This window comes from Cohnella nanjingensis (assembly GCF_014212125.1).
GTDB lineage: Bacteria > Bacillota > Bacilli > Paenibacillales > Paenibacillaceae > Cohnella > Cohnella nanjingensis.
In genome coordinates this window covers 44,252-57,260 of the sequence record NZ_JACJVP010000033.1, presented here as the reverse complement: position 1 = coordinate 57,260, position 13,009 = coordinate 44,252, and the positions used below count along the sequence as shown (strand labels likewise).

The 13,009-nt window shown below is 60.9% G+C and carries 12 protein-coding genes and 6 tRNA genes; all 18 read left to right on the top strand.

Annotated elements, in window-relative coordinates:
- Positions 1-133 precede the first annotated feature (133 nt).
- The 18 genes from H7C19_RS21020 to hisB all read left to right on the top strand — a co-directional run bounded on the left by H7C19_RS21020 (position 134) and on the right by hisB (position 13,009).
- Positions 134-210 (top strand) — tRNA-Met (locus H7C19_RS21020).
- A 24-nt stretch (positions 211-234) separates the two neighbouring features.
- Positions 235-310: transfer RNA gene (locus H7C19_RS21015), tRNA-Val, on the top strand.
- 11 nt (positions 311-321) lie between these two features.
- Positions 322-398: transfer RNA gene (locus tag H7C19_RS21010), tRNA-Asp, on the top strand.
- Between the two features lie 8 nt (positions 399-406).
- Positions 407-482 (top strand) — tRNA-Phe (locus tag H7C19_RS21005).
- Positions 483-539: 57 nt separating this feature from the next.
- A tRNA-Tyr gene (locus H7C19_RS21000) sits at positions 540-623 on the top strand.
- An 8-nt stretch (positions 624-631) separates the two neighbouring features.
- A tRNA-Lys gene (locus tag H7C19_RS20995) sits at positions 632-707 on the top strand.
- Positions 708-872: 165 nt separating this feature from the next.
- Positions 873-1,820: an MraY family glycosyltransferase gene (locus H7C19_RS20990; protein ID WP_185671014.1), complete on the top strand. Its 948-nt coding sequence runs from the start codon at positions 873-875 to the stop codon at positions 1,818-1,820.
- Positions 1,821-1,907: 87 nt separating this feature from the next.
- Positions 1,908-2,999, top strand: coding sequence for a PucR family transcriptional regulator (locus H7C19_RS20985; RefSeq protein WP_185671013.1), 1,092 nt, complete (start codon positions 1,908-1,910; stop codon positions 2,997-2,999).
- Positions 3,000-3,089: 90 nt separating this feature from the next.
- Positions 3,090-4,211 carry an ABC transporter ATP-binding protein gene (locus tag H7C19_RS20980; RefSeq protein ID WP_185671012.1) on the top strand — a complete coding sequence of 374 codons (1,122 nt, stop codon included), beginning with the start codon at positions 3,090-3,092 and terminating at the stop codon, positions 4,209-4,211.
- 156 nt (positions 4,212-4,367) lie between these two features.
- Positions 4,368-5,300, top strand: a complete 933-nt coding sequence (gene hprK, locus H7C19_RS20975; protein WP_185671011.1) for an HPr(Ser) kinase/phosphatase — start codon at positions 4,368-4,370, stop codon at positions 5,298-5,300.
- Between the two features lie 51 nt (positions 5,301-5,351).
- Entirely contained in the window at positions 5,352-6,431 is a 1,080-nt protein-coding gene (gene lgt / locus H7C19_RS20970; protein WP_185671010.1) for a prolipoprotein diacylglyceryl transferase, read from the top strand.
- Positions 6,391-7,053 carry a pyrophosphatase PpaX gene (gene ppaX / locus H7C19_RS20965; protein WP_185671009.1) on the top strand — a complete coding sequence of 221 codons (663 nt, stop codon included), beginning with the start codon at positions 6,391-6,393 and terminating at the stop codon, positions 7,051-7,053. The genes lgt and ppaX overlap by 41 nt, the downstream gene beginning before the upstream one ends.
- A gap of 3 nt (positions 7,054-7,056) precedes the next feature.
- Positions 7,057-7,566 carry an acyltransferase gene (locus H7C19_RS20960; RefSeq protein WP_185671008.1) on the top strand — a complete coding sequence of 170 codons (510 nt, stop codon included), beginning with the start codon at positions 7,057-7,059 and terminating at the stop codon, positions 7,564-7,566.
- Between the two features lie 19 nt (positions 7,567-7,585).
- A complete protein-coding gene (locus tag H7C19_RS20955; protein ID WP_185671007.1) occupies positions 7,586-8,614 on the top strand; it encodes a polysaccharide deacetylase family protein in 1,029 nt (342 codons plus the stop codon).
- A 463-nt stretch (positions 8,615-9,077) separates the two neighbouring features.
- Positions 9,078-10,319, top strand: a complete 1,242-nt coding sequence (locus H7C19_RS20950) for an ATP phosphoribosyltransferase regulatory subunit (protein ID WP_185671006.1) — start codon at positions 9,078-9,080, stop codon at positions 10,317-10,319.
- On the top strand, positions 10,316-10,963 hold the full coding sequence (hisG, locus tag H7C19_RS20945) for an ATP phosphoribosyltransferase (RefSeq protein WP_185671005.1): 648 nt from the start codon (positions 10,316-10,318) through the stop codon (positions 10,961-10,963). The genes H7C19_RS20950 and hisG overlap by 4 nt, the downstream gene beginning before the upstream one ends.
- A gap of 148 nt (positions 10,964-11,111) precedes the next feature.
- Positions 11,112-12,401, top strand: a complete 1,290-nt coding sequence (hisD, locus tag H7C19_RS20940) for a histidinol dehydrogenase (protein WP_185671004.1) — start codon at positions 11,112-11,114, stop codon at positions 12,399-12,401.
- Positions 12,398-13,009 (top strand): imidazoleglycerol-phosphate dehydratase HisB, encoded by a 612-nt coding sequence (gene hisB / locus H7C19_RS20935; protein ID WP_185671003.1) that lies wholly within the window; start codon positions 12,398-12,400, stop codon positions 13,007-13,009. Before hisD ends, hisB begins: the two co-directional genes overlap by 4 nt.

The following is a 13,009-nucleotide window of genomic DNA, read 5'->3' as shown; positions in this document are numbered from 1 at the left end:
CCCGTTAGGGTGAAGGTAAAGGCTCAAGCCGCAGCATACCACAGGAAAAGATGTTTCTAGCTTCGTTTCGCATCCGGTTTTCAGGGCGCAAGCTCTGTAGCGTATCGGACAAGTTCCGAGCGCGATCAAGCGTGGCGGCGTAGCTCAGCTGGCTAGAGCGTTCGGTTCATACCCGAAAGGTCGGGGGTTCGATCCCCTTCGCCGCTACCACCCTTATTATAGGAAGACATTCATGGAGGCTTAGCTCAGCTGGGAGAGCATCTGCCTTACAAGCAGAGGGTCGGGGGTTCGATCCCCTCAGCCTCCACCATGAATTTACTCGGAGCTGTGGTGTAGAGGCCTAACATGCCTGCCTGTCACGCAGGAGACCGCGGGTTCGAATCCCGTCAGCTCCGCCATTTTTTTTGGCTCGGTAGCTCAGTTGGTAGAGCAGAGGACTGAAAATCCTCGTGTCGGCGGTTCGATTCCGTCCCGAGCCACCACTTGTTTGACCCGGTATAAGCAAGCCGATAGGTGCGCATGCTACCGGTCGGGTACATGGAGGCTTAGCGAAGTGGCCAAACGCGGCAGACTGTAAATCTGTTCCTTCGGGTTCGGTGGTTCAAATCCATCAGCCTCCACCAGTTTACCCGAGCCATTAGCTCAGTTGGTAGAGCACCTGACTTTTAATCAGGGTGTCGTAGGTTCGAGTCCTACATGGCTCACCAGTTTATCAATCAGAGACAGACGTGCGAACGTCTGTTTTTTTGCGTTTACGCATTTTCTTGCGTCATCCCGCCATTTATAGGATTCACGTCGAATCATGGCCAACGAATGGAAAACGCATGACCGAGGGCACGCTAAGGTATCCCGCCTTTCGGAGGACTCCGCGCATGATGTACCTGTTCGCGCTTGCGTTTTCATTCCTGCTGGTCGTCTTGCTGGTGCCTTTGGTCCGAATGTTGGCCATCCGCATCGGATTCGTCGACCGCCCGACCCGCCGCAAGATTCATGCCCATCCCGTACCCTTAAGCGGCGGCATCGCCATCTATATCGGCGTGATCGTCACCGCGTACCTGTTTACCCGGGACATCCAGCTGTTCCGCGCGATCGCGGTCGGGGGAGGTCTCCTCGTCGTGACGGGAATCGCCGACGACGCCTTCAAGGCGTACCAACGGGAGTTCCCCGTGTGGCCGCGCTTAATCATCTATACGCTCGTGTCCCTGATCCCCGTCTGGTACGGGATCCGCATCGCGGGCGTCTCTTCGCCTTCCTCCTCGTCGATGATCTTGTTCTCGCCCGGCTGGAGCTTATTTTTTACCGTGATCTGGGTATTCGCCCTGATCAATATGATGAACTTCATCGACGGCATCGACGGCCTCGCATCGGGCATTTGCGTGATCTCCTCGCTCACCCTGTTCATCGTTTCGATGATCGGCTTCCAGGAAGTGACCGGGATGATCGCGCTGACGCTTGCCGGTTCTTGCCTCGCCTTTCTCACCTACAACTTCCATCCGGCCAGAATCTTCATGGGAGATGCCGGCGCGACCTTCCTGGGATATACCTTAGCGGTTACCGCGATCGAGGGCACGCTCAAGGGCGCGACTTTCGTGTCGCTGCTGGTGCCGGTGCTGGCGCTGGGCGTCCCGATCCTGGATACGGCCATCGTCTTCACGCGCAGGCTGATCGAAGGCAAAGGTCTGCACCGGGCGGACAACCTGCATACCCATCATAGTCTGATGAAATGGGGACTGACGCAGGTTCAGACCGTATCGTTCCTGTACTTAATCGCTGCCGTTTTCGCGCTCATGTCGATCGTCGTGATGCTGATGCTTCATTAATGAAACGGCTTTGAAGCGTTTCGCCCGACACCCCGCGTATATGTTACAATATGGATAACGCCATGCGACGACGGGGGGCTTGCGGGAATGAACAAAACAAGACTCCAGCGATTGCAGCAATTGTTAGCCGCTCCTGTAGAGGCCATGACGATCACGAAGAAGGCATGGACGGCGGAAGGCGGCGCGAAGAATCCGGAGCCCGGCGATTATCTGCAGCGGGGCGAGGCGTTCTGGCTCGTCGTCAAGACCGAGGGAGCGGAGCTGCACATCCTGCAGAGCGAAGCCAAGCTGACGCCGCTCGAGAGAGAACTGCTCAAGTGGGCGCTGCAGGGCGGGGCGACGAAGCCGGCCGGCGGCATTACCGATATGGAGAACCAGGCGCGGCGCCTCGGGGATTGGATCCAACAGTCCATCGGAGCCGGCGATTGGCGCGCGGAGATTCCGGACAGGTTGGAACTGCACAACCGCTTGTTCGACGGCATGATTCCTTTCCTGCTGCTCAGCGAGCAATCGGATGCCCGCGAACCGTCTTACGTCGAGCTGGAGAAGGCATTCCGCTCTTATATCTCCGATGAGATGCTGCTTATTCCCATTCGCGAACGCGAATGGCTGATTCTCGGCTCGGATCGGCTGCTGGCCGAAGTGGACACGACTGAGGAAGAGCTCGTCGAACGCGAAGAGACGAAGGAAGCGCTCCAATCGCTCGCGACCGGGCTGCACCAGATGTTCACCGAGGAGTGGGGCGGCGAATGTCACGTGGCCGTCGGGGAACCGATCATTCCGACGGAGAGTCTGGTCTACACGGTCGGGATGCTGCGGGAGACCATCTATCTCGGCAGGAAGTTCCACGTCGGCATGCAGGTGCACCTGCCTTGGCTGATCCACCTCGAACGGCTGCTGAACGGCATCCCCGAGCCGGTGCGTACGCGCTTCATGGAAGAGATGGCGGGCCGGCAGGACTTGTTCGCGGATCCGGAGACGGTTTCGACGCTGGATGCTTTTTTCGCGATGGACTGCAATGTAAGCGAGACCGCGAAGCGCCTCTTCATCCACCGGAATACGCTGCTCTACCGGCTCGACAAGCTGAAGCAGGAGGCCGGACTGGACGTTCGCTCCTTCAACGACGCGGTGCTCGTCCGAATCATGCTGCTATTGTACAAAGTTACGAAAAGGAAATGAATTTTTTGTACGGATTGTGCATAGTCAGTCGCCCACCGGTGCGGTAAGATAGGACTGTACCTTAAACGAAGCGTTAGGGGGAACTCGCAAATGGCAGGCGTACGTTTAGAGCATGTATTTAAAAAATATCCCGGTACCGACAAAGCTTCGGTAACCGACTTTAGCCTCGACATTCAAGACAAAGAATTCCTCGTGCTGGTTGGCCCGTCCGGTTGTGGCAAATCGACCACGCTGCGGATGATCGCGGGTCTCGAAGAGATCTCCGAAGGCAAGCTGTACATCGGCGACCGCGTCGTGAACGACGTAGCTCCGAAAGACCGCGACATCGCGATGGTATTCCAATCCTACGCGCTCTACCCGCACATGAACGTATATCAGAACATGGCATTCGGCCTGAAACTCCGCAAGTTCCGCAAAGACGAGATCGACCGTCGCGTTCGCGAAGCCGCTCGCACGCTCGAGATCGAGCATCTGCTCGACCGCAAGCCGAAGGCGCTGTCCGGCGGTCAACGTCAGCGTGTCGCCCTGGGCCGCGCAATCGTCCGCGAACCGCAAGTCTTCCTCATGGACGAACCGCTCTCGAACTTGGACGCCAAGCTGCGTACGCAGATGCGGGCGAACATCTCCAAGCTGATGAAGCGTCTCGAGACGACTTGCATCTACGTAACCCATGACCAGACGGAAGCCATGACGATGGGCGACCGGATCGTCGTTATGAAGGATGGCCTCATTCAACAAGCGGCTACGCCGGAAGAGCTCTACAACCATCCGGTCAACCTGTTCGTTGCCGGATTCATCGGAGCTCCTGCGATGAACTTCATCACGGGCCAGCTGTCCGAAGAAGGCGGCGCCGTGAAGTTCAAAGCGACGGGCGTCAACGTTGAAGTGCCGCAAGGCAAAGCCAAAGTCCTTCGCGACAAAGGCTACATCGGCCGCGAGATCATCATGGGCATCCGTCCTGAAGATCTGCACGAAGAGCCGGTATTCATCGAAGCTTCTCCGAACTCCGTCATCAACGCCAGCATCGAAGTGTCCGAGAACCTCGGCCACGAGATGTACCTGTACCTGAACGGCCTGGGCAAAGACAACGTCATCGCCCGCGTAGACGGCCGCGCAGGCCTGCAAGAAGGCCAGAACGTGAAGCTCGCGATCGATATGAACAAAGTTCATATCTTCGACAAGGACTCCGAGCTGAACATCCTGGAAGCCTAATCCCCGTTTCCCCCAAAGCGTCTGGCCGATATCGGCCGGGCGCTTTTTTACGTCATGCGGGCCAAAGGGCCCTGATGCGGCCGCTTTTACATTGATTTCCGGCTTCATTTCCGATACGATAATTAGGATAACAGGAGCGTTGGAGGGAGCTGTACGATGGCTAAAAAAGTGAGAGTATCCGAGCTCGTGCAGCAATTTCAGCTCGAGGTGGTCGCCGGCGAAGACGGCCTGCGGCGCACCATCGTCACGGACGATTTGAATCGGCCGGGCCTGGAGATGGCCGGCTATTACGATTATTACCCGGCAGACCGGGCCCAGATCCTAGGCAAGACGGAGCTGGCGTTCCTCGAGACGCTCACTTCCGAAGAACGCCGCGAGCGGATGGCCTGCATCTGTGCGGACGACACCCCTTGCATCATCATCACGCGCGGTCTGGACGTCCCTCCGGAACTGGTCGAAGTCGCGCAAGAACGGCATTGCCCCGTCCTCCGGAGCAGCACGGCGACGACGATCCTGCTCAGCCGCATCACGAACTTCCTGGAGAAGAAGCTGGCCCCGACGGCGACGATTCACGGCGTACTTGTGGACGTCTACGGCGTCGGCATGCTGATCACGGGCGGCAGCGGCATCGGCAAAAGCGAGACGGCCCTCGAGCTCGTGAAGCGCGGCCACCGTCTCGTCGCGGACGATGCGGTCGAGATTCGCCAGACGGCCGACAACTACCTGTACGGCAGCGCGCCGGATCTTATCCAGCATCTGCTCGAGATCCGTGGACTCGGCATCTTGAACGTCATGACGCTGTTCGGCGCAGGCGCCGTACGCAACCAGAAGCAGATCAGCCTCGTCATTAAGCTGGAGAACTGGCAGCAGGACAAACAATACGACCGCCTCGGCCTCGACGAGGAGACGACGCGCATCATCGACACCGACGTGCCGCTCGTCACCGTGCCGGTCCGGCCGGGCCGGAACTTGGCCGTCATCCTGGAGGTGGCGGCGATGAACTTCCGACTGAAGCGGATGGGCTACAACGCCGCGCTGCAGTTCACGAACAAGCTGACGGAAGCGATCGCCGACGAAGACTACGAATAACCGATTCAGGGGGCCGGACGGCCCCTTGAACATGAGAGACGGAGGATACGCATGTTGTTGCCACTGAAGCTGGAATCGGTCGCGTTCACGCTAGGCCCGCTGTCGGTTCACTGGTACGGAATCATCCTGGGGACCGGCGCGCTGGTCGGCCTGCTGCTCGCCATCCAGGAAGGAAAAAGGTTCGGGCTGTCGGCCGATTTCTTCCTCGACCTCATGCTGTACGGCGTGCCGTCCGCGATCATCGCGGCTCGGCTCTACTACGTCTTGTTCAAATGGGGCTACTACAGCAAGCACCCGGGAGAGATCATTCAGATCTGGAACGGCGGGATCGCGATTTACGGCGCGCTGATCGGCGCGCTCATCTGCGGCGTCGTGTATTTCCGCTCCAAGGGTTATTCCTTCTGGCGCGTCGTCGACATCTGCGCGCCGTCGCTGCTCGCCGGCCAGATGATCGGACGCTGGGGGAACTTCGTGAACCAGGAAGCTTACGGCGGACCGACTACCGAGACCTTCCTGCGGGACAAGCTCCATCTCCCGAACTTCATCGTCGATCAGATGTACGTCGTCGACGCGGCCGGCTCGGGGGTCTATCATCATCCGACCTTCCTGTACGAATCGCTCTGGAGCTTGGTCGGACTGATCATCCTGTTCGTCCTCCGCCGCCAGCGCTTCCTGCGGGCGGGCGAGCTCTTCTTCTCTTACTTCATCTGGTATTCGATCGGCCGCTTCTTCATCGAAGCGCTGCGCACGGACAGCCTAGCCTTCCAAGGTCCGGCATGGCTCGCTTCGCTGCTGGACGCGCTCTGGACGCCGATGAAGTGGATCTTCGGAGAGCAAGGTTACCTTGATCCCGACTACGGCAATGTCCGCAGCTCCCAGTTGCTGGCGCTGCTCATCATAATCGCGAGCATCGTCATGATCATCGTGCGCCGCCGCAACGGTCAAGCCAAGGAGCGGTATCTCGATCCGCTCGTCAACTACAAGCACCCTGTCGCGGCTGCGGGACCGAACGCGGCAGACGAGCCGGCAGCGCCGGCCGCCGCAGAGCCGGCCGTCCGTACCGCGCCAGTCGAAGAAGGGACTGTCAAGCATGACCAGCCAGAGAAACCCGATCACGACAGTACTGTTTGACCTGGACGGCACGATCATCGATACGAACGAACTGATCATTCAGGCGTTCCTATATGCGCTGAAGGGAATCGTCCCGCCGGCGTTCAGCCGGGATGAGATCATTCCGTTGATGGGCCAGACGCTCCTCTCGCAGATGCGCCAGTTCTCCGGCCGCGAAGAGGTGAACGAGCTGCTGGCCTCCTACCGGGAATACAGCCTGCACCATCATGACGAGATGGTATCGCTGTTCCCCGGCGTCGAACAAGTCGTGCCGCTGCTGAAGGCGCACGGTTTGAAGCTGGGCGTCGTGACGACGAAGATGCGGGAGACGACCGAACGGGCGCTGAAGCTGTTGGGGTTGTACGACTACATGGACGTGATCGTGACGCTGGACGACGTGACGCATCCGAAGCCGCATGCGGAACCGGTCGAGAACGCGCTTCGCGCCCTTGGCGAGGATCCGTCCGGCGCGCTCATGGTCGGCGACAGCGGCGTCGACATCCTGTCCGCGCTGGCGGCCGGCGCCATCCCGGTCGGCGTCGCCTGGTCTCTGAAGGGCGATGCCGTACTCCGCGAAGCCGGCGCCTCGCACATCATTCATGACATGCGCGAATTGATCCCCCTGTGCGGAATTGAGGGATAGCCGTTGAGACAAGTGGAGCGCTATCCGGTTGAAGGGCCGAACGCGCTATGGCAGGTGTACCGGACGGTGTCCCGCTGGAAAGCGGTGCGCAACTTCATCGCGATCCAGGCCGCCCGATATTGCCCGGAATTGTCAGTCAAGAATTGGATCTATCGACATATCCTAAAGATGCGGGTCGGCAAACAGACGTCCTTCGCCCTCATGGTGATGGTGGACGTCTTTTTCCCCGAGCGGATCGAGATCGGCGACAATTGCATCATCGGCTACAACTCCACGCTGCTCACGCACGAATACCTGATAAAGGAATATCGGATCGGCAACATCCGCATCGGTTCGCACGTTATGATAGGTGCCAATGTCACGATCCTGCCGGGGGTCACGATCGGCGACCACGCGGTAGTGGCTGCCGGGTCGGTGGTGCACCGGGACGTGCCGGCCCATGCGCGGGTAGGGGGAAATCCGCTCCGCGAGCTGGGGGACGGGGACAGGAAGTCGGATTTAGGCCATACTTGAAGGAAAGAAGGCAACATCCATGAAAAGGCGGTTGGCGATATTGGTGTGGGCGGGGCTGCTCCTGCTCGTCGTAGGCGGAGGAATGTTCGCCGCTGTCGGCGCCCACGGGACGCAGCGGCCGGAGGGGGACGACCAACCTGCGGGCGAGCTTCCCAATCCTGTCTATTATCAAGACCAAGTGATCGTCCTGATGTACCACGACGTATCGCAAACGCCGCTGAACGACAAATCGCTAACCGTAGACCGCTTTTCGGAACAGCTCAAACTGATGAAGGAAGCCGGGTTCAACTGGATTACGATGGAGCAATACGTGAACTTCATGCTGCATGGCGGGCGCGTGCCGAACAATGCGGTGCTGCTCACGTTCGACGACGGTTACGCGTCCTTTTACCAGTATGCCTATCCGCTGTTGAGGCAGTATCAAGCGCCGGCCACCAGCTTCCTGATCGTATCGACAGTCGGCAATCCGAAGGCCAAGGGCGTACCGAAGCTCAACTGGGATCAAGTGCAGGAGATGCATCAGAACGGAATCTCCTTCTATAGCCACACGTACAACTCGCATATGGAGTTCCCGGTCGCCAAGAACGGCAAACGCATCCGCGGGGTGCTCGCTGCGCCGCTCTATATGAACATTAACGGCGAGAAGCGGGTCGAGACGCACGAAGAATATCTCGCTCGCATCACCAAGGATCTGGACAAAGCGAACCAAGTGCTCGCCGTCAAGCTGGGCAATCGGCTCAAAGTCATCGCGTTCCCGTACGGCGACTTCTCCAAGGATCTGCTCCAGGTTTGCCATCAGCTCGGCATGGACGTCACCTTCACGGTGAAGCGGGGCATCAACGGGCCCGAGGACCGGAACGGCTATCGCGTCAACGCGGGCGGCATGTCCGACGATCCGGCGGAGCTCATCGCGGATATGAAGAAGGCGATCCCCAAAGCCGTCACCACGGATTGTCTCAGCTGGGCGGGCAGCACCGGACGCAAAGCGAGCAATGGGAAAGAACTGAAGGCCTGCCATTGGGGGCTGCTGGGACCCGCGTTTCCTTGAAGGCAACACCGGCCTCCAGAAGGCTATAGCAGAGGAGAACCGGAAGCGGCGGAGAGCGAGTCCGCGCACGGTTCTTTTTTTGCGGTCCGGGCTTGTCCCGGCTGCAGAGAAGCCGGTGCTCGGGCCGGGGCTGGGGATGCGTGGACAGCAGCGTGGATAGAAAGCACAGGCCAATGTGTGTGGACAGGAGCACAGGCGAATGTGCGTGGATAGAAGCGCNNGAAGCGCGTGCAAATGTGCGGCGACAGAGGCGCAGGCAAAGCGCGTGGATAGAAGCACAGAAAGATGCGTGCGCGGAAGCTTGGATAGAAGCGGAGGCTGAAACCTCCGCGCCTGCGGCGCGCCTTGACGGGTGGGGCGCTTCATGATAAAGTTGAACAAAATCTTTATTTTGGCAGTATGGTAACTTGGTAGCACTTTAATACAGTAAAGCGTTATTCGCCAACGAAACGAGGTCGTCCGCTTGTCGAAGCCTAAAGGATTTGAGAAACCGACCGGCGTCAAAGATTATTTGCCTCATGCCGTCACGAAGCTGCGGCGCATCGAGCGGAACGTGCTGGCTTGTATGCACCGTTGGGGCTATGAACAGATCATGACGCCGACCATCGAATATTACGATACAGTCGGGGTGGCGAGCGCCACCTCCGACCAGAAGTTGTTCAAGCTGCTGAACCACCGCGGTACGACGATCGTGCTGCGTTCCGACGTCACCGCGCCGATCGCGCGCGTGGCTTCTTCGCTGCTGAAGGAGACACCTTTCCCGCTGCGCCTGAGCTATCATGCGAACGTGTTCCGCGCCTTCGAGGAAGAGGGCGGACGGGAGGCGGAGTTCTTCCAGACCGGCGTTGAGCTGGTCGGCGACGCGTCCCCCGAGGCGGACGCCGAAGTCATCGCGCTTGCGATCGCCTCGCTGCAAGCTGCGGGCGTGCCCGAGTTCAAGATTGCCGTCGGGCACGTCGGCTTCCTGAACGGGCTGTTCGAGGAGACATTGCCGGGGCGTGCGGGAGCGCAGGAGAGCCTGAAGGCGTGCCTGCTGCAGCGGGATCATGTCGGCTACCGCGATATTCTGCGCTCGCTGTCGCTCGAGGAGCCGATCCGCTCGGAGCTGGAAGGCATCCTGCGGCTGCGCGGCGGTCAGGAAGTATGCGACCAGGCGCTGCGGCTCAGCGGCAACGACGCGGCGCATCTGGCGATTCGCCATCTGTGCGACCTGTGGGACGTCCTCGGGGCATATGGCGTCCAGGAGCACGTCTTGATCGATCTGACGATGATCGGCGACTTTTCATATTACACGGGGATGACGTTCGAAGGCTACGCGGCGCATCTGGGCTTCCCGGTGGTGAGCGGCGGCCGCTACGACAACCTGCTGGCGCAATTCGGGCGCCCGGCGCCGGCCACGGGCTTCGCGCTGAAGACGACGCGGATCCTGGAAGTGGTCGAGGACGAGGCGGAAGCGAACGGGACGACGCTGATCCTCTATGCGGAGCCGTCGCGGATCGCGGCGCTGGCGGAAGCGGGCAAACGCCGCGAGGCAGGCGAATCGGTCGTGACCGAAGCGGTGCGCACGGCCGAAGAGCGGGGAGCTGTGGAGGCCTTGCTCCAGACGAAGGCAAACCGTGCAAAGAACGGCGAACCGTTGGTATATCAGGGGCGGCGCTACGACGGACTCGTGGCGTTCGGCATCGGAGAGGGGGAAGAGGCATGACGGAGAGCGGCGCGGTACTGAAAGTAGCGATGCCCAAGGGACGGATCTACAAGCAGGCGAGCAAGCTGTTCCGGCAAGCCGGCCTGCCGATCCCGGAGGACTTCGACGATTCGCGCAAGCTGATCGTCCCGGTCCCCGAAGCGAACATGGAGTTCATCATGGCGAAGCCTGTAGACGTACCTACCTATGTGGAATACGGCGTAGCGGATATCGGCATTGTGGGCAAGGATGTGCTGATGGAGGAGAACAAGGACGTCTACGAGCTTCTCGATCTCGGCATCGCCAAATGCCGCATGTCCGTCATCGGCCTGCCGAATTGGAAGCCGGTCATCAATCCTCGCGTGGCGACGAAGTATCCGAGCGTCGCATCGCAGTACTTCCGCGAACGCGGACAGCAGGTCGAGGTGATCAAGCTGAACGGCTCGATCGAGCTGGCTCCGCTGATCGGTCTGGCCGACCGCATCGTGGATATGGTCGAGACGGGGCAGACGCTGCAGGAGAACGGGCTCGTCGAGATGGAGACGCTGTTCTCGGTGACGAGCCGGCTCATCGCGAACCGCGTCAGCTATCGGCTGCAGAACGCGGCGATTCAGGCGCTGTGCGACCGGATCTCGCAGACGCTGGCCGGCGCTGTGCGGGCTTAAGCGGCTTCGCCAGACAGATCCGGCGCGCTGGGTGCGGCAGATCGAGCGCGCGAGACGCTGTCCGCGAGCTGCTCCAGCGTCTGGCGGGGCAGTCGGGGGCGCGGCGGCCTTGAAGGAATAAATAGCTGGCAAGCGAGGGGGAGACGGTATGTATATCGGACCGGCAAGCGGCTTCCGCTTGGAGCGGGAGAGCGAATACGGCTCGCGCGAGCAGAATGAGGCGGCGGCCGAGATCGTCGGCGCGGTGCGCCGGGAAGGCGACGAGGCGCTGCTGCGGTACACGGAGCTGCACGATCGCGTCAAGCTGACGCCGGATCGGCTCCGGGTGACGGAGGCCGAGATCTCGGCGGCCTACGAGAAGGTGGAGCCGGCGTTTCTGGACGCGCTGCGGCAGGCGGCGGCCAACATCACGGCTTTTCATGAGAAGCAAAAGCGCAGCTCGTGGATGGATCTTCAGCCGGACGGCACGATGCTCGGCGTCGTGATGCGTCCGCTGAAGCGGGTCGGCCTCTACGTGCCGGGCGGCAAGGCGGCGTATCCTTCGTCGGTACTCATGAACGTGCTGCCGGCCAAGGTCGCGGGCGTGCCGGAAATCGCGCTCGTGACGCCGCCGGCTACAGGCGGACGCGAAGGCATCGACCCGTACATCCTCGTGGCGGCCGCCGAAGCGGGCGTGACCGAGATGTATCGGATCGGCGGCGCGCAGGCGGTCGCGGCGCTCGCCTATGGGACGGCGTCGATCCCCGCCGTCGACAAGATCTGCGGGCCCGGCAACATCTACGTGGCGCTCGCCAAGCGCGCCGTATTCGGCGCGGTCGACATCGACAGCATCGCAGGGCCCAGCGAGATCGTCGTGCTGGCGGACGACAGCGCCGATCCGCGGTATGTCGCCGCGGATATGCTGTCGCAAGCGGAGCACGACGAGATGGCTTCGGCGGTGCTCGTGACGACGTCCGAGCGCCTGGCTCAGGCGGTCGCGGCGGAGCTGGACCGCCAGGTGGCGACGCTGCCGCGGCGCGAGATCGCGGAGCGTTCGCTCGAACAGTACGGTGCGATCCTGACCGTCGGGAGCCTCGCCGAGGGCGTAGAAGTCATCAACAAGCTCGCGCCGGAGCATCTCGAAGTGATCACCGAGGACCCGATGGCGGTGCTCGGCACGATCGAGAACGCGGGCGCGATCTTCCTCGGCCCGTACAGCTCGGAGCCGGTCGGCGACTACTTCGCCGGCCCGAACCATATTCTGCCGACGAACGGGACCGCGCGGTTCTCGTCGCCGCTGAACGTGGACGACTTCGTGAAGAAATCGAGCTTGATCCGATACAGCCGCGAAGCGCTGCTCCGCGATGCCGCCGGCATCGCGACGCTGGCGCGGCATGAAGGCCTGGAAGCCCATGCGAGAGCGGTCGAGATCCGATTGGAAGGTGGAGAATCTCAATGACGCAATCCTTAGAACAAGCGGGCGGACGCCGCGCGGAGATCGCGCGCAAGACCAATGAGACGGACATTAAGCTGGCCCTCGGCGTAGACGGCACCGGCACGGTGAACATCGAGACCGACGTGCCGTTCCTAAACCACATGCTGGACTTGTTCGCGAAGCACGGCCAATTCGACTTGACCGTCGAGGCGCGCGGAGACGTGGATATCGACGATCACCACACCGTCGAGGACATCGGCATCTGCCTCGGACATACGCTGCGCGAAGCGCTTGGCGACAAAGCCGGCATCAAGCGGTACGCGAGCGTCTTCGTCCCGATGGACGAGGCGCTGGCGCAGGTCGTCATCGACGTGAGCAACCGGCCGCATTTCGAATACCGGGCGGAGTATCCGTCCGCGACGGTCGGCAGCTTCAGCACGGAGCTCGTGCATGAGTTCCTGTGGAAGCTGGCGCTCGAAGCGCGCATCACGCTGCACGTCATCGTGCACTACGGCAAGAACACGCACCACATGATCGAAGCGGTATTCAAGGCGCTCGGACGCGCCCTGGACGAAGCAACGTCCATCGATCCCCGGGTGAAAGGCGTGCCATCGACGAAGGGAGTGCTGTAG